This is a genomic window from Mucilaginibacter kameinonensis, assembly GCF_003675385.1.
GTDB lineage: Bacteria > Bacteroidota > Bacteroidia > Sphingobacteriales > Sphingobacteriaceae > Mucilaginibacter > Mucilaginibacter kameinonensis.
The window spans coordinates 234,334-251,941 of record NZ_RCWZ01000002.1 but is presented as its reverse complement, the minus strand read 5'-3'; the positions used below and the strand labels follow the sequence as shown (position 1 = coordinate 251,941).

Annotated in this window: 16 protein-coding genes; 10 read left to right on the top strand and 6 right to left on the bottom strand. The window is 42.7% G+C overall.

The window, feature by feature from the left end; all coding sequences use genetic code 11:
- The first annotated feature begins 21 nt into the window (after positions 1 to 21).
- The 5 genes from mazG to EAH55_RS08080 all read left to right on the top strand — a co-directional run bounded on the left by mazG (position 22) and on the right by EAH55_RS08080 (position 4,331).
- Positions 22 to 825, top strand: coding sequence for a nucleoside triphosphate pyrophosphohydrolase (mazG, locus tag EAH55_RS08100; RefSeq protein WP_112568113.1), 804 nt, complete (start codon positions 22 to 24; stop codon positions 823 to 825).
- A gap of 77 nt (positions 826 to 902) precedes the next feature.
- Positions 903 to 1,331 carry a hypothetical protein gene (locus EAH55_RS08095; protein ID WP_112567280.1) on the top strand — a complete coding sequence of 143 codons (429 nt, stop codon included), beginning with the start codon at positions 903 to 905 and terminating at the stop codon, positions 1,329 to 1,331.
- A gap of 174 nt (positions 1,332 to 1,505) precedes the next feature.
- On the top strand, positions 1,506 to 2,060 hold the full coding sequence (locus EAH55_RS08090) for an RNA polymerase sigma factor (RefSeq protein WP_121809193.1): 555 nt from the start codon (positions 1,506 to 1,508) through the stop codon (positions 2,058 to 2,060).
- On the top strand, positions 2,053 to 3,582 hold the full coding sequence (locus tag EAH55_RS08085) for an outer membrane beta-barrel protein (RefSeq protein ID WP_121809192.1): 1,530 nt from the start codon (positions 2,053 to 2,055) through the stop codon (positions 3,580 to 3,582). The genes EAH55_RS08090 and EAH55_RS08085 overlap by 8 nt, the downstream gene beginning before the upstream one ends.
- A complete protein-coding gene (locus EAH55_RS08080) occupies positions 3,579 to 4,331 on the top strand; it encodes an outer membrane beta-barrel protein (RefSeq protein WP_121809191.1) in 753 nt (250 codons plus the stop codon). Before EAH55_RS08085 ends, EAH55_RS08080 begins: the two co-directional genes overlap by 4 nt.
- Before the next feature lies 1 nt (position 4,332).
- Here EAH55_RS08080 and EAH55_RS08075 read toward each other — a convergent pair whose 3' ends face one another.
- Positions 4,333 to 5,553, bottom strand: coding sequence for an ABC transporter permease (locus EAH55_RS08075; RefSeq protein ID WP_121809190.1), 1,221 nt, complete (start codon positions 5,551 to 5,553; stop codon positions 4,333 to 4,335).
- Between the two features lie 86 nt (positions 5,554 to 5,639).
- Here EAH55_RS08075 and EAH55_RS08070 point away from each other — a divergent pair, with 86 nt between their 5' ends.
- Together EAH55_RS08070 and fmt are read left to right on the top strand one after the other, a co-directional pair.
- The gene (locus EAH55_RS08070) at positions 5,640 to 6,881 is read left to right on the top strand and encodes an exo-beta-N-acetylmuramidase NamZ family protein (protein WP_121810015.1); all 1,242 of its coding nucleotides are present in this window, start codon (positions 5,640 to 5,642) and stop codon (positions 6,879 to 6,881) included.
- Between the two features lie 32 nt (positions 6,882 to 6,913).
- Entirely contained in the window at positions 6,914 to 7,831 is a 918-nt protein-coding gene (gene fmt / locus EAH55_RS08065) for a methionyl-tRNA formyltransferase (RefSeq protein ID WP_121809189.1), read from the top strand.
- A gap of 194 nt (positions 7,832 to 8,025) precedes the next feature.
- Here the strand turns inward: fmt and EAH55_RS08060 are convergent, their stop codons facing one another.
- The 5 genes from EAH55_RS08060 to EAH55_RS08040 form a co-directional block, all read right to left on the bottom strand.
- The gene (locus EAH55_RS08060) at positions 8,026 to 9,984 is read right to left on the bottom strand and encodes a M1 family metallopeptidase (RefSeq protein ID WP_121809188.1); all 1,959 of its coding nucleotides are present in this window, start codon (positions 9,982 to 9,984) and stop codon (positions 8,026 to 8,028) included.
- A 66-nt stretch (positions 9,985 to 10,050) separates the two neighbouring features.
- Positions 10,051 to 11,325 (bottom strand): anthranilate synthase component I family protein, encoded by a 1,275-nt coding sequence (locus EAH55_RS08055; RefSeq protein WP_317127563.1) that lies wholly within the window; start codon positions 11,323 to 11,325, stop codon positions 10,051 to 10,053.
- A 90-nt stretch (positions 11,326 to 11,415) separates the two neighbouring features.
- The gene (locus EAH55_RS08050) at positions 11,416 to 12,693 is read right to left on the bottom strand and encodes an adenylosuccinate synthase (RefSeq protein WP_112567244.1); all 1,278 of its coding nucleotides are present in this window, start codon (positions 12,691 to 12,693) and stop codon (positions 11,416 to 11,418) included.
- Positions 12,694 to 12,739: 46 nt separating this feature from the next.
- Positions 12,740 to 13,207 carry a Fur family transcriptional regulator gene (locus EAH55_RS08045; protein WP_091222155.1) on the bottom strand — a complete coding sequence of 156 codons (468 nt, stop codon included), beginning with the start codon at positions 13,205 to 13,207 and terminating at the stop codon, positions 12,740 to 12,742.
- A 134-nt stretch (positions 13,208 to 13,341) separates the two neighbouring features.
- On the bottom strand, positions 13,342 to 15,564 hold the full coding sequence (locus EAH55_RS08040) for a RelA/SpoT family protein (protein WP_112567231.1): 2,223 nt from the start codon (positions 15,562 to 15,564) through the stop codon (positions 13,342 to 13,344).
- A gap of 109 nt (positions 15,565 to 15,673) precedes the next feature.
- Here EAH55_RS08040 and EAH55_RS08035 point away from each other — a divergent pair, with 109 nt between their 5' ends.
- From EAH55_RS08035 to bshB1, 3 genes are read left to right on the top strand one after another with little or no spacing between them, the layout of a single operon-like run.
- Positions 15,674 to 16,288 (top strand): DUF4294 domain-containing protein, encoded by a 615-nt coding sequence (locus EAH55_RS08035; protein WP_121809187.1) that lies wholly within the window; start codon positions 15,674 to 15,676, stop codon positions 16,286 to 16,288.
- A gap of 4 nt (positions 16,289 to 16,292) precedes the next feature.
- On the top strand, positions 16,293 to 16,799 hold the full coding sequence (locus EAH55_RS08030; protein ID WP_121809186.1) for a glutathione peroxidase: 507 nt from the start codon (positions 16,293 to 16,295) through the stop codon (positions 16,797 to 16,799).
- Positions 16,800 to 16,812: 13 nt separating this feature from the next.
- A complete protein-coding gene (bshB1, locus tag EAH55_RS08025) occupies positions 16,813 to 17,538 on the top strand; it encodes a bacillithiol biosynthesis deacetylase BshB1 (protein ID WP_121809185.1) in 726 nt (241 codons plus the stop codon).
- Positions 17,539 to 17,608: the final 70 nt, after the last annotated feature.

Below are 17,608 nucleotides of genomic sequence, written 5' to 3'. Positions count from 1 at the left end.
AGCATTCATTATAAATATTTTATGCCTTTAAAAGCCCCTGAAACCGCGCCTACCGCTGCAATAGCGTTTGACAGATTACTCATTATTATGAACGACCTGCGGGCCAATTGCCCCTGGGACAAAAAGCAAACGCTTGAAAGCCTGCGCCACCTCACCATTGAAGAAACTTATGAGCTAAGCGATGCCATTTTAGGCGGCGATATGCCCGAAATAAAAAAGGAGCTTGGCGATATTATGCTGCACCTGGTATTCTACGCCAAAATTGCTTCCGAAACCAATGATTTTACAATCACCGATGTTTTGAACGGTGTTTGTGATAAGCTGATCAATCGCCACCCGCATATTTATGGCGATGTTGAGGTGCAGAATGAAGAGGATGTTAAACGCAACTGGGAGCAGATCAAGCTTAAAGAAGGTAACAAATCTGTTTTAGGTGGTGTGCCTGCATCCTTGCCAGCGTTGGTAAAAGCATCACGCATTCAGGAAAAGGCCCGTGGCGTTGGGTTTGACTGGGAAGAAAAAAGCCAGGTTTGGGCCAAGGTTGAGGAAGAGATGCAGGAGTTTAAAAACGAGTTTAACGCCGAAGATGAAAGCACCATTGATCATGAAAGGGCCGAAGCCGAATTTGGCGACCTGCTGTTTTCATTGATCAATTATGCCCGCTTTATTAACATTAATCCTGAAAACGCCCTGGAAAAAACCAATAAAAAATTCATCAAACGCTTTCAGTACCTGGAACTTAAAGCTCAGGAAAATGGTAAACAACTGCACGATATGAGCCTGGCCGAGATGGATGTTTTTTGGGATGAGGCAAAAAAACTATAAAAATACCGCGGCGAGGTGTAGCGTTTAATTAAAAACGTGCGTAATGGTTAAAAAAAATTGATAACGAGATAAGATATATGAAACGTAATTTATTTTACCTGCTGCCATTACTGTTAACATTAGGTGTTGCCTGTTCACCAAAAAACGAGGTTGTACCGGTTGCTCAACCACAAGGTAGTTTTACCGGAACATTTGGCGCGCTGGTTAAAAAAACCACCGGCACCGGCTATGATACTATTCGGGATACTATAGCGCTAAATCTTTCTGCTACCTCTTTATTTAAAGTAGGTGCCGAAACCAGGAAGCATGTGGCCAGCTATGGAGCATTTGCTTATAACGGATATTATATCCAGTTTAATGACTCAACTGCAGTGGTGCCTGGTGTTAATAAATTCCACCTTAAAGGTGTTTACCAGTACTATTATGATGGTAGCGTATTTCAATTGCAACGTAACAGCAATGGTGATACACTTACCGTTCAGTACAATTTAAAGAAAACTAATTAACTAAAAGTCCTATTGTTTTAATTACCGTGCCGGTACCCCTACTCGGGGTACCGGCTTTTTTGATTACAAGAGGCAGACTATATCGGCAGATTTTTTTTATTTATTTTGTATCATTTAAATCTTCTGCTGCGTAAAGGCTTTTAAAACAACATTTAGCGGAACTAAGTACATTTAATGCATCCACCCCCTCGCATTACCGAAGAAGAGATCGTAAGGCAATGCAAAAAAGGCAGCTTAAAACACCAGGAATTGCTATATAAGCAGTTCTATGGCTACGCTATGGGTATAAGTTTGCGTTACAGCTTAAACCGCGATGATGCTCTTGAGGCTGTAAATGATGCTTTTATAAAAGTATTTAACGCCATTGGCGGCTACAATACCGATAAGCCGTTTAAAGCCTGGCTCCGCACCATTTTGGTTAACACGGCTATTGACCGCCGGCGTAAGGACCTTAAATTCCAGCTTAATGTTGAATTGGATAATGCCGCACCCATCAGGAGCAATATGGGGCCGGTTGATAATTTAAATGCACAGGATATTTTAAAGCTGATGGTGGAGCTCCCGGCTATTCAGCGAACCATTTTTAACATGTACGAAATAGACGGCTACGATCATGATGAAATAGCCACTACGCTCGGCATCCCGGTAAGCTCGTCGCGGGTTTACCTGAGCAGGGCGAAAGAAAGATTAAGGAATATTTTAAGAAAAGAAGCACACAACCATGGATGATCAGTTGGATAACGACTTAAGAGACCGCATCAGGGAAGTGTTTGATAATTACGAAGACACTACTGCTGATGAAGGCTGGCTGCTGCTCAGGGAGAGATTCCCTGCTCAGGAAAAACAGCGCCGCCCGGTTTACCTATGGTGGGCGAGCGCTGCCGCTGCCCTGTTGCTGTTCTTGAGTATAGGCATTTGGTTTGCTACAAACAAAACCAAAGTAAATAATAACGCTCAAACATTTTCGGTAAAACCGTCAAAACCTGCACAACCTCAAAACAACGCGGCTATGGACAGTACTGCTCAAAATATTGCACCTATACAGCCACCTGTAACAGCTAAACAATCGCCTGCAACAAACCTTGCAAGCAATAATAGCAACACGCAATCTTCTGCTGCAAAAACCAACCCGCTTAGTGGTATATCATCAAACAACACTAACACGCTTGCAAAGAATAATGGCTCAAATAAACCGGCTGCTAACCCTGTTGTAAATCAACCGGGAATAAAAGTGCCTGCCTTTACACCAGTACAGGCAAATCCTTTGGCTACAAACCCGCTTAACACCATTGCTAAAGCCAATGTGCCGCCTGTTACCCAACCGGCTAACAACGGAGTAATCAACGTGCCTGCAGGTAAAAAGGCTGACAGTGTTGAGACTGTATTACCGCAAACAAATACACAGCAACTTGCCAACAACCCGGTTGTGCAACCTCCGGTTAATAATAACCCGGTAAAAACAGCTCCGGCAAACGCTGTCCCATCGGTTGTAAAAGTTAAACCGAAGACTAATTCAATGGAGGCATTGCTGGCCAGCGATCACGATCAGCCTAAAAAGCCTGATGCCGATATGGGCGAGCGCAGGGTGAAATTCAGTGTTTATGCTGCTACCTTCTTCAACTATGCAAAGGGCAGCCAGAACCAGGTAAATGCAGGCGCGGGTTTTACATCTGATATCAGACTGAGCAAAAACCTTAAACTATCAACGGGCTTGGCACTGGCCCAAAACACACTTAACTATGATAAAAATAAGCCAACTAATACACGTGAGGCAGTTTCTTTTTCACCAGCTTTAGTTGCCGGGTACAATAGCGTGTCCGACTTTAGCAAAGTATCCGCTTCACCAACATTTACAAATTACAATGCCAAACTGGTTGGCTTAGATATCCCGGTTAACCTTAAATATGAGTTTAACCCACAAAAAAATGACACTTATATTTCGGCAGGTGTAAGCTCCGGAACTTTTGTTAATGAAGCCTATACGGCAAGTTACAGTTACCCAGGCCTTGCAATGGCTGCAGGCGTGCAAGCGCAAACATCCGACGAAACAACACACAAAAGCTTTAACAGCTTTTACTTTGCCAAAACCCTGAATGTGGCATTCGGCGTTGGATACCCTTTGGGAAAATCAAACAAGCTGATTATTGAACCATTTTTGAAATACCCGCTTGATGGGCTTGGGTCACAGCAGATAAAATTTGGAGCAGGCGGTTTAAACCTAAAACTGAACTTTACAACTCATAAAAAATGAAAAAGTACCTCCTTATCATTGCCCCGTTAATGTTTAGCGGGCTAAAGCTTTGTGCCCAAAAATTAGAAGTTTCTGTACAGGCCAATACCGGTTTGTTCCATTTCGCAGGTAAATCATCAACAGCTACCACCCAGGTGTTACAGGGCTCAATTACGGGCGATCCGATGAACCGTGCTAATAATCCTTATGGCAATAAAAACGCTTTCGGGTACGGTGGCAGTATCCAGGTTCAAACTATTTCAAAAGGCGGGTTTATTGTTGGCTTGCAGGGAGGTTATGAATTATTGCGCAGTAAAGTTGAAGTAGATAAATATTCACCTATTACAACCGTTTTATATGGGGATTATCTACCCATCGCAGCAAACGATCCCAGTTTCACGGTAACCGGACACGTAGCTTTCCAAAGCCAAAGCATAAACCTTAATCCATACATCGGTTATCGTTTTCAGCTTAGCAAAGTTAACCTCGATATTTTACCGGGGATGGATATCGGCCTGATATTGAACAGTAAGGACAAGGGAGAGGTTAAGGACAAAGATGGTAAAATTTATAAAGTTGACTACAAGAGAAGCAAAGCACCAACCGATATCCGCTTACGCCTTGGCGCTGCTGCCAGTTACGGTCGCTATGGTTTAAACGCCAGCTTTGCCCATGGAATAAGCAATTACATGAAAGACATGGTTGGCGATGCTTCGTTTAACACGCACAGCGAATATTTCAGGTTGGGATTAAGTTACCGCTTGCTTTAAATTACTTAAACTGGATAGCTTTCACCGGCGAGATTCGGCTTACTAACGTTGATGGTATAATGAGCACCAGCAAACAGATGATCAGCGTACCAATATTGAGCAGAAGGATATCAACGCTATCAAACTCAACCGGTACAAAGGTCATGTAATAAGATGCCTGGTCGAGTTTAAAAAAGTGGGTATACGTTTGGAAGTAGCCTAAACCAATGCCTAATAGATTACCTAACAATAAGCCCAGGCCTATCAGGTAAGTAGCATTGATGAGGAATACCTTTCGGATAGCCCAGTTGGATGCCCCCATGGCTTTAAACATGCCGATCATGGCAGTCCGTTCAAGGATCATGATCAGCAGTGCCGATATCATATTGATAACAGCCACGGCTACCATCAATACCAGCATCACTACCGAATTAACATCCAGCAGGTTGAGCCATTCAAATATGGTTGGATAATCTTCTTCAATGGTATACTCTTTCAGTTTTACCGGCAAAACAGTGTCAAGCGCGTTGGCGGCATCGTTAATGTGTTCAAAATCTGATACGCGCAGTTCGTATTGGCCAATTTCATCCGGTTTCCAGTCGTTAAGACGGTTAATAAGTGATAGCGCGCCTATAACAAAGGTTTTATCTACTTCCTCAACACCGATGTTAAAGATCCCTTTTATTTTAAACTGACGTTTACGCAATGGTTCCTGCACAAAATACATCAGCAGCTTATCACCAACCTTAAGCTTAAGCCTGTCGGCCGTTGTTTGCGAGATCATGATCTCCTTTTGCGCCTCAACCGAATCGGCAAAGCTGATGACATCGCCGGCAACCATCATTTTCTTAAAGTAGCCCCAGTCGTAACTTTTATCAACGCCCTTAAGTACTACCCCTTCAATTTCGTTATTGGCCTTAACAATGCCCGGCTTGGTTGCTACCGGCATTACATGGGTAATAAACGGACTTTTGAGTGCCCGCTTAACAAACTCCTTATCGGCAGGGAACGAAGAACTCTGGTATGAATTGTTCAGATCGAACTTAACCACGCGGATATCCCCCGCAAAGCCTCGAACTTTATTGCGGATTTCGTGTTTAAATCCTTTAACGATAGCAAGTGACAGTATCATTACGCCCAGACCCAGCATAATACCTATAATTGCAATGCGCACTATCAGTTTAGAGAAAGTGCGTTTTGATTTAAATGTTATACGGGCTGATATAAAAGAGGCGAAACTCAATGGCAAACTGTTTTTTTGTACCTTCGCAAATATGCGGTTTTGCTGTTAAACCTGCCACTTTTAAAATTGTTTCAACTCAATATTTTATGAATAAGATTTGTGTTTTTTTACGATTTGCCCTTATAACAGTTTTACTTGCGAACACCGCGTGCAGCCAGGCAACCGATTGTAAAAGCTGCCAAACAGCATCTGTCAAAAAAAACAAAAAAATTGGCCCTATTATTCCCGGAGCCGATCAAATTCCGCTGTATATTAACTATCTTAAGGGAAAAAATATCGGGATGGTGATTAATCAAACTTCTGTTATTGGTAAAAATTTAACTGCCAGTGTAGATAGTTTAGTTCATTCCGGAGTTAGTGTAAAAAAGATCTTCGGCCCCGAGCATGGTTTCAGGGGCAATGCCAGCAACGGCGCTACTGTTGGCGACGCCAAAGACCCTAAAACGGACTTACCTGTAATATCGCTTTACGGCAACAAACACTACAAACCAACAACGGCCGATTTGAAGGGTATCGACCTGATGATATTTGACATACAAGACGTTGGTACCCGTTTTTATACTTATATATCAACCCTGCACTATGTTATGGAGGCCTGCGCCGAGAACAACGTAGAGCTAATGATTTTTGACCGCCCCAATCCCAACGGTTATTTAATTGACGGGCCAATCCTTGATACGGTTAACCGCTCATTTGTAGGCATGCACCCCATTCCCATAGCCCATGGCATGACCATTGGCGAGTACGCACAAATGATAAACGGCGAAGGCTGGCTAAAAAATGGCGTAAAATGCAAGCTAAAGATCATTAAAGTTGCTAATTACAAACATAATTTGCCTTATACCTTACCGGTAAACCCGTCGCCAAACTTAAATACGCCGCTATCAATTTTATTATACCCAAGCACCTGTCTGTTTGAAGGTACAACCTTTAGCTTAGGCAGGGGGACGCTTGTTCCTTTTGCTGTGCTGGGGCATCCGGCATTGAAAGGGAAATACAGCTTTTCGTTTACACCAAAAAGTATCCCGGGTATGAGCGAAAACCCGCCGCAGAAAGACCAGGAATGTTTTGGCATCGATCTGCAAAATATTTCGCCAAATGATATTACCAGCATGGGCGCTATCAACCTGAAATGGCTCTTAGAGTTATACCAGGCTTTCCCGGATAAAGACCATTTCTTTAACGGTTATTTTATAAAACTGGCCGGTACGGCCGAATTAAGAAAACAAATTGAAGCAGGCAAAACCGAAGATGAGATCCGTGCCAGCTGGCAGCCAGGTTTAGCTGCTTTTAAAGAAACAAGAAAAAAATATTTACTATACGAATAACAGAATAAAGACATCTAATACCTAAACATACTATGAGAATTATATTTATGGGTACGCCCCAGTTTGCCGTTGCCTCGTTAGACGCTTTAATTAAAGCCGGCAGTGATATTGTGGCCGTTGTTACAGCGCCCGATAAACCGGCCGGAAGGGGTCAAAAAGTTAGTGAATCGGCGGTGAAACAGTATGCCGAAGCCAACGGATTAAAGGTACTGCAGCCCGAAAAACTGAAGAACGAGGATTTTATTGCTGAACTAAAAGCATTGAAAGCCGATTTGCAGGTTGTAGTAGCCTTCAGGATGCTGCCCGAAATAGTTTGGAACATGCCGCCTAAGGGCACCATAAATTTACATGCATCGTTACTTCCACAATACCGTGGCGCGGCCCCAATTAACTGGGCGCTCATTAACGGCGAAAAAGAAAGCGGTGTAACTACCTTCTTTTTAAAGCACGATATCGATACCGGTAACATTCTGTTCACCGAAAAAATAACCCTTACCGGTCATGAAGATGCCGGCGAACTGCACGACCGCCTTATGAACAAAGGCGCAGGCTTACTGGTGAAAACCGTTAAAGCGGTTGAAAGCGGCCGTTACAATGAGCACCCGCAATCGCAACTGGCCGAGGGAACCCAATTAAAACACGCCCCCAAAATATTTAAAGATGATTGCCGGATTGACTGGACCCAAACAGCCGAATCTATTTATAACAAAATCCGCGGACTTAGCCCGGTGCCAACAGCCTATACCGAACTTAATGGCAAAAGCCTAAAGGTTTTTACTTCTGAATATCAGGTATCTGAACCGGCTATTCAACCAGGCGGCTTTTTAAGTGATAACAAAACTTATTTAAAGTTTGCTGCTAAAGATGGGTTTGTGTTATTAAAAGACATTCAGTTAGAAGGCAAAAAGCGTATGGGTATTGAGGAATTTTTAAGGGGCGTGAAGTTGTAAAGCTTCTTACAGAACATCAAGGTCCTCTTCGAGAGACCCTGATAGGGCGGAGGTAATATAGAAATCGTCATTGCGAGGCACGAAGCAATCCCAAACTATACAGAGCGGATTTGCCAATAGGGGATTGCTTCGTTCCTCGCAATGACATGATGAAGAATGAGCCAGCATACTCTTCGTTTCCTACATAAAACAGTCTACTTCTTCACCTCGTAACTATTATTGCCCCTATCCACATCAGGGTAGATCTTATCAGGATCAATAATAACTTTGGCGACAGCCACTTTTTTATCGCCGGTAAGAGTGTAAACACTGCTGTACTCCCAAATTTCAACCGGGAACTCACGATGCTCCTTCGAGCCATCGGCATAGGTTATTTCAACCACTAACGGCATTGCTGCCTTGTCCATATTTTCGATTGTGATAACAGGCAGGCCATCTGCCGGACTGTCTACTTTAGTTATTTTCTGATCGAGGCGATAATTTTCGAGAAACATCGATTTCCAGAACCAGGTCAAGTCCTCCCCTGCCGAACTATCTATGCTCCTGAAAAAGTCCCACGGTGTAGGATGTTTGTAAGCCCAGTCGCGAATATATTTTCTGAAAGCACGATCAAAGCGCTCGGAGCCCAATATCTGGTTACGCAAAAGAGCCAATGAATAAGCCACCTTTTGATATTGCAGCGGATAAACCTGGTTGCCGGGCAAGGCATCGGGACGGGTAACAATAGGCAATAGCTTCTCAGCAAACAACGAATCAAGGGGGCTATCAATCTCAACATATCCTATAAACTCGCCTTTGTTAAAAGCTTTGGTAGCAATTTTGTCAATGAACATATTGAACCCTTCGTCCATCCAGGCATATTTACGCTCGTTACTGCCCACAACCATCGGGAACCAGGTATGCCCCAGCTCATGATTTACCACAGCAAAATACATGTTGCCGGTATCTTTCGCCGAGCAAAATACCATGCCGGGATACTCCATACCATCAAGATTTGAAGCCACGTTAACCGCTTTGTTATAAGGATATGAAAACCATTTTTCAGAAAAATGCTGCAAGGTAAATTTGATGTACTCTGATGAACGCTTCCAGCTGCCCTGCTTCTCCGACTCTACCGGATAAAGAGAACTACCCATCACCCTTTTGCCATCAAAAAGCTTAAAGCTCTCCACTTCCCAAACAAAGGAGCGGGAGGCAGTCCATGCGAAATCCCGGGCGTTATCCAGTTTAAACTTCCAGGTACAGGTAGCTTTTGCAGGCCTTGATGAGGGATCAGTCACTTCTTTCGCCGTTCTGATCTGCACTGGCGCATCACCTTGCTTAGCAGCCTGCCAGCGCTTAAGGGCTGTTGGGGTTAGCACTTCCTCAGGATTTAGTAGGTCGCCGGAGCTTTCAACAATAAGGCCCGATGGTACCGTAATATTAACCTTAAAATTGCCGTATTCCAGGTAAAACTCGCCATTACCTAAATATGGCAAAGTATTCCATCCTTCTACATCGTCTAAAACACACATCCTGGGATACCATTGTGCTACAGCATAGATGTTCCCATTTTTTGTTGGGAGGATATCAGTACGGTTAACCAGGAAGTCGGCATTTTTATAATTTACCGGGAAGTTATACTTATAATGGATGCTGAAACTTATAGACTGACCGCTTAGCAGCGGCTGCGCCAGTTCCAACTGCATACGGGTATCATAAATATGGTATTTAATATTTCCGCCTTTGCCATCTGCAAGTTGCACACCTTCTATCTGATACCCGCCATCCGGAGTAGTTTTTTCAGGATCCTGGTAAAGGAACAATTTAGATTGAATCCCACGCGAATCTTTTTTAAATACATTTTGCTCCAATTGCAACCATAATAACGAAAGCGGTTTTGGGCTGTTATTGGTATAGTTAATGGTAGCTGTACCGGTTATGATATTGGTTTTATCATCGAGTGTTACATCAATCACATAGTCGGCCTTATTTTGCCAATAAGCGGGACCTGGTTCGCCGGTGGCGGTACGATAGGAATTGCCCGGTGGTAATAATGGTTGTGCCGGGAACAAATCCGAAGGATGATACTTAGTTTGGGCTGAGGCAACATCGGTTGCTAATAAACACAGGGAAACGATAATTAGCTTTATGTTTTGTAGGGGTCTTAACATATTGACAATTAAAAGCGAATAGTGATGGTACTTTTACAGCCAATATAGTAAAAAATTGATGATTTGCTACAACACGCGAGTCCCTCCCAAAACCTCCATCACCGCGGTGGCTTTCAGCAAACATTCTTCATATTCATTTTCGGCAATTGCATGGTAAGTAATGGCCCCTCCGGCATGGAACGAAAGGTATTTATTGGAAGAATTATAAAGTAACGAACGGATCACCACATTAAAATCAAAATCATCATCCGGGTTAAAATAGCCTATAGCTCCGGAATATACGCCACGCTTACTACGCTCATATTGTTCCATCAATTGCATGCAACTTACCTTTGGGGCGCCCGTCATGCTACCCATAGGAAAGGTATTCTTGATGGCCTGTACATTTGAAAGATTATCTTCTATTTCGCAAACCACGGTTGAAATCATTTGATGCACCTGCTTAAAGCTATAAATGCCAAAAAGCTCTTCGGTTTTAACAGTACCGGGTTTGGCCGAACGGGTAAGATCATTACGCACCAAATCAACCACCATTACATTTTCCTGTAGCTCTTTAGGGTGATTACGCAGGATTTGTTTTGCCTGCTCGTCGGCCTTAGTATCATCAAGTCTTTTGGCGGTACCTTTTATGGGCTGCGATATCAGCTTACTTCCTCTTTTAGCCAAAAAGCGTTCGGGCGAGGCGCCAAGGATATAGTTCCCATTCCATTTAAAAAAGGTAGAAAATGGATTAGGCGAAACCTCATTAAGCTTTGTGAAGATCTCCAGCGGTTCAATAACTACATCCTCGGCAAAAAACTCCTGGCAAAAGTTAGTTACGTAGATATCGCCGCGGGTGATGTGTTCTTTTATGCTATTTACCGTATCAATGTATTCCTGCCTGCTAAAGCGAGGTTTTAGGTTGATAACAGATTGTTGGGCAGACCGGACTAAGGCTTGCTCATTTATTGCTTTTACAACCTGATTGGGATGATCTGAAATAATCTCTGCCTTATCCCCTTTTATCAAAATAAGATGTTCGGGAACAAAGAAATACAGATCCGAAAATTTTAAACCATCCGGATTGGCAGAAGTGAGGGCTTCGATTTCGTTTTTAAGATCATAACCCAGGAAGCCGGTCATCCAGCCAGGGTTATTTTTCCTAAACTCATCAAGCCGATCAAAAGCGTCGCCTGCATTTGCGGTAAGTTCGGCACGGGAACCGGCCGCTATCAGTGTATCGAATTTGGAATAGGGATCATTAAATCCGTTTGAATCAAGGTAGCACAGCGTATCAAAACTTGCAGCCCATTGCAACGCCTTTTTCCTAAACTCCGGCAAGTTATTTACCTGTACAATCACCCTGCAAAAATAACCAAGTAAATGAAAAAGGCCGGAATACCCGGCCTTTTTATTCTTATTACAATCCCCAATAGATATAAGGATAATCTATTAATGTAACGTTAAAGTCTGTTTCCTGTCCGGGCCTACAGATAAATATTTTACCGGTACGCCAAGTTCGGCCTCAAGGTAATCAATATATGATTGTAGTTTAGCCGGGATCTCAGAAAGTTCGGTGATACCGGTCAGGTCTTCGTTCCAGCCATCAATTTCCTTATATACCGGCTCTGGCCTTACCGAGCAGATATCGTAAGGCATATAATCAATCTGCTCACCTAAATAGTTGTAGTGCGTGCAGGCATAGATCTTGTCAAAACCGCTCAATACATCAGCCTTGGTCATTACCAATTGGGTAACACCGTTAAGCATAATCGCGTATTTTAAAGCAGGAAGATCAATCCAGCCGGTGCGGCGTGGCCTGCCTGTAGTCGCGCCAAATTCATGGCCTACTTTACGCAACTCTTCGCCGGTTTCGTTTTCCAGTTCGGTTGGGAAAGGACCACCACCTACACGGGTACAGTAAGCTTTAAAAATACCTATTACATCGCCAATTTGTTGCGGAGCAATACCTAAACCAGTACAAGCACCTGCGGCGGTAGTATTTGAAGAAGTAACAAACGGATATGAACCAAAGTCGATATCAAGCATTGCTCCCTGAGCACCTTCGGCCAAAACTTTTTTGCCGTCTTTAATGTAGCTGTTAACCAAATGTTCAGAGTCAACAAGCGGGAACTGACGCAGTACATCAAGCGCTTCAAAAAATAAAGTTTCGCGCTCCGAAAAATCTGCCACTTCGCCGTAAAGCTGTTGCAGCATTGATACGTGCTTATCAACCAGTTTCTGGTAACGCTCTTTAAAATCGGGCAGGGTGATATCGCCAATACGTAAACCGTTACGACCGGTTTTATCCATATAAGTTGGGCCAATACCTTTTAAGGTTGAACCAATTTTGCCTTCGCCCATCTTTTTTTCATTAGCAGCGTCAAGCAACTGGTGAGTTGGTAATATCAGGTGCGCTTTTTTAGCAATTAAAAGATTCTTTTTAGCCAACAAGTCATGTCCGGCATCTTTTAATTTATCCAGTTCTTTTTTCAGGGTGATAGGATCAATCACCACACCGTTACCGATAAGGTTGATGGTGTTTTCAAAAAATATACCTGAAGGAATGGTGTTTAAAACAAACTTTTTACCGTCAAACTCCAACGTGTGACCGGCATTTGGCCCGCCCTGGAAACGTGCAATCAGGTCATAACCTGCACTAAGCACATCAACAATTTTTCCTTTTCCTTCATCGCCCCACTGGAGGCCTAATAATACGTCAACAGCCATTAATTTATCGTAAGTTCAAGAATATGTGTTATGAAAGGGGGCAAAGTTAAATTTTTCTGTCACAAAAACCGTCTCTTAATTTGGTACAATTACCATAAAGATTTAAAGAGTGGTGTTTGATGTCAAATTTTAAGATATCGCCCATCATACTCTGGATCTGCTGGATACGCGGATCGCAAAATTCAACCACCTTGCCGCAGTCGATGCAAATGATGTGGTCATGCTGTTTATAGCCGTATGATTTTTCAAACTGGGCCATGTTTTTGCCAAATTGGTGTTTAGTAACCAGATCGCACGAAACCAATAGCTCAAGTGTGTTGTAAACCGTAGCACGGCTTACGCGGTATTTTTTATTTTTCATGTGGATGTACAACGACTCCACATCAAAATGATCTGTACGGGAATATATCTCTTCGAGTATAGCGAAACGCTCGGGGGTTTTCCTGAGGTTTTTATTTTCGAGGTAAGCCTCAAAAATTTTCTTAACCATTGGTATGGTATCCTGCTGTGACATAATGATGTATTAACGGGGCAAAGTTATTAATAATTTGTTAAGTGGTGAGTAGTTGATTATGTGAATGGTTGATTATGTTGACTTTCATTGCACAAAGCAACTACTCACCAAATCAACTCAATCAACAATTCACCTCAAGATGCTTTCTCGATTGCCGAATCAAAACGGTTAACCGCGGTTACGCCTTTTACTTGTTTTAGGTTTTTAATCAGGGTGTCAAGGTGGCTGGTGTCATTAACATATAACATCAGCGACCCTTCAAATATACCATTATCACTGTCAACTGTAATAGACCTGATATTTATTTTAAAATCGTTTGATATTACCGTGGTAAGCTTGTTAATCAACCCTACCTCATCAATACCGGTGATACGTAAACCTGTAAGGAAGGCAAGTTCCTGCTGGTTTGTCCAGCGGGCTTTTACTATCCTGTAGCCATAATTTGCCATTAGTTTGGCAGCATTAGGGCAATTGGTACGATGGATCTTGATGCCGTCGCTCACGGTAACAAAACCAAAAACATCATCGCCAGGGATAGGATTACAACAGTTGGCCAGTTTATAGTCTATCTTTTGCATATCCTCGCCAATGAGCAATATGTCGCTATCTTTGGCTTTGATATTTTTGATAAGATTTTGAACCTGTTCCTGATCTATTTTATCCTGTGGTTTGCTTTCAATTATTTTTTCTGAGGCCTGATATTCTTTCAGGTCCTTCATATCAAGAATGCCCTTGGCAACATTGTAAAAAAGGTCCTGGGTGGCCTGCAGCTTAAAAAAGTAAGCTATCTTTTGCAGATTTTCAGAGTTATAAGTTATCTTGAGCGATTTCATTTTACGCTCCAGGATCTCTTTACCGTCCTCGGCAATTTTGCGTTTTTCTTCTTTTAAAGCTGATTTGATCTTGGCTTTAGCCTTTGCAGTAACCACAAAATTAAGCCAGTCTTCTTTAGGAGTTTGCTTGCTTGATGTGATGATCTCCACCTGGTCGCCGTTTTGCAGTTTATAACTTAGTGGCACCAGTTTATGGTTTACTTTAGCACCAATACAGCTTGCGCCCACATCGGTGTGGATCTCAAAAGCGAAGTCAAGCGCTGTAGCATTTAAAGGTAACTGGATCAGCGCGCCTTTAGGCGTAAAAATGAAGATCTCATCGCTGAAGAGGTTCATTTTAAAGTCGTCGATAAAGTCGAGCGCGTTGGTATCCGGATTTTTAAGCATTTCACGCACTTTGGTTACCCATTGATCAAGCCCGCTGTCGGTGCTGGCTTCCTTGTATTTCCAGTGCGCGGCAAAACCCTTTTCAGCAATCTCGTTCATGCGCTTGGTACGGATCTGTACTTCTACCCATTGGCCGCGCGGTCCCATCACTGTAGTATGCAACGATTCATAACCGTTAGCCTTAGGCGATGAGATCCAGTCACGCAACCTGTCGGGATTTGGACGGTACTGATCGGTTACTATAGAGTAAGCTTTCCAGCAATCAGCCTTTTCATGTTCAGGCGCACTATCCAAAATGATGCGAATGGCGAAAAGATCATACACCTCTTCAAAAGGTATCGATTTCTTCTTCATTTTATTCCAGATAGAATGGATAGATTTCGGCCTGCCAAATACATCGGCCTCAAGTCCCTGGCTTTGTAATGATTTATTGATAGGTTCAATAAAATCACGGATAAAACGCTCACGTTCGGCCTTTTTCTCGTTCAGCTTATTTTTGATGAACTGATAGGTTTCGCGTTCCATATATTTCATGGATAGATCTTCCAGTTCAGATTTTATAGCGTATAAGCCCAGACGGTGTGCCAGGGGTGCATACAGATATACTGTTTCTGACGATAATTTAAGCTGCTTGTCCCTCGGCATAAACTCCATGGTACGCATGTTATGCAGCCTGTCGGCAAGCTTGATCAGGATTACCCTTACGTCATCGGCAAGGGTAAGCAGCATTTTACGGAAGTTTTCGGCCTGCAATGAGCTGTTGGTATCAAATACGCCTGATATTTTGGTAAGGCCATCAATAATTTTAGCAACCTTTTTACCAAACTCCATCTCAATTTCATCAAGCGTCATGTTGGTATCCTCAACCACATCATGCAGCAGGGCGCACACTATCGATGTTGTACCCAGGCCAATTTCTTCGGCGGCTATTTGGGCTACTGCAATAGGGTGATATATATAGGGTTCACCGCTTTTACGGCGCATATCCTTGTGGCTTTCAAGGGCCATATCAAATGCCTTGCGTATCATGCGTTTATCGCCCTTTTGCAGGGTTGATTTACAGGCACGCAGCAGGGCACGGTATCTTTTTAGTATCTCGTTCTTCTCGGCTTCCAGGTCAATCACTAAGTCTTTCATGTACGGGGTATTAGCGGTATCTAATCATAAACATGCAGCAAATAAATATTATTGCAGGTATTAGTAAAATACCAAAAAAAATTACATTATTTTTGTATTAAGTAAAAATATGAAATTTATTGGTTCTCTGTTACTGTTATGTTGCTTGATGGGTGCTGCAAAGGCCCAAACAGTTACTCCTGCTCCAGTACAGCTTGGCAAAAATGATACCATCAGAACAGCCATGACCAACCTTGACGGTGAACTTGTGCCGTGGATAGTTGAACCCGAAGTTAAGATAGTTGATACCCGTATTTTTGCCAGCGAGGCCGACAGGCAAAACTATCGCCGTTTGCGCTATAATGTAATGAAAGTGTTGCCTTATGCACGTTTTGCAGGGCAAAGGTACCGTCAGTTACAACGCGACCTGGCTGTTACCGCCGACAGGAAAAAACAAAAAGAATTAGTGAGCACCTGCGAGGGTGAAATCAAAAACCTTTTTAACAAGGAAATAAAAAACCTGACAATTAGTCAGGGAGAGGTTTTAATTAAACTTATTGACCGCGAAACCGGGCAAACCAGCTTTGCCATGATTAAGGAATTAAAGGGCGGCTTTAAGGCTTTCATGTTCCAGTCGGTCGCCAGCATATTTGGCCATAATCTTAAAGAAACTTACGACCCTGAGGAACAGAAGGATATCGAGGCCATTTTAAACCAGGCCGGATATAATTCATACAGCAATTAGTTTAATGGATAATAAAAGTATTTACCAGTTTAACATTCACAAGTTAAACGGTGAAGAGATCAGTCTTTCCGAATATAAAAACAAAGTCCTTTTTATTGTAAACACAGCTTCACAATGCGGCTTCACTCCGCAATTAAAAGAACTTGCTACTTTAAAAGCCGAACTTGCCGGTAAGGATTTTGAAATTCTTGCATTTCCCTCAAATGATTTTGGTGGCCAGGAGCCTTTAGATGGCGAGGCTATCGCGGTTTTCTGCGAAAACTTTGGAGCAAATTATCCCATCTTTCAAAAAATAAGGGTGCGTGGCTCTTATGCCGATCCACTGTATAAATTCCTGGCAGATAAAAAGGAAAATGGAAATGTAGGCTCAGCGCCACGCTGGAATTTTCACAAATATTTAATAGATAGGAACGGCCATGTAGTTGATTTCTACTACCCTTTCACCAAACCAAACTCATCAAAAGTGAGGCGAAAGATTGACCGCCTGTTGACAACGGCGTCTAACCAATAGATTATTTTTGCGCATGCTAAAATTAGATATATTAGTTTTATCGGTACATCCCGACGATGCTGAGTTAGGTTGCTCCGGTACAATTGCAAAACATATTGCCCTTGGTTATAAAGTTGGTATTGTTGACCTTACCCGCGGCGAACTGGGCACCCGTGGCTCGGCCGAGATCCGTAAACAGGAAGCTGCTGCCGCTGCCGAAATATTGGGTTTAGCCGTACGCGAAAACCTGGGTTTGCCCGATGCCTTTTTTGAAAACACACGCGAGCACCAGGTAAAAGTTATTGAAGCTATCCGCAAATTTCGCCCTTCAATTGTAATAACCAACGCTTACCATGACCGTCATCCAGACCATGGCCGTGCCAATGAACTTGTTGAAACTTCGGCATTTTTAGCAGGCCTCCGTAAAATAGAAACATTTGATGCCGAAGGTATAGCACAAGAAGCATGGCGACCAGGTATGGTACTTCATTTTATACAGGACAATTATATTACTCCTGATATATTAATTGACGTAACCGGATATTGGGATAAAAAAATAGAGAGTATTTATGCTTACGGATCGCAGTTTCATAACCCAAGCTGGGAAGGTGAGCCACAAACCTATATTTCAACACCCGATTTTATTGAAATAGTTACAGGCAGAGCACGTGAGTTTGGCAAAAGCATCGGGGCAAAATACGCCGAAGGTTTCACCAGCAGAAAAATTTTAGGGGTGGATAATTTATTTAACCTTAAATAATATAATATTAACTATAGATTATACATAATTAAATCTATACTAATAAAAAAGGAGCCTGATTTTTCAGACT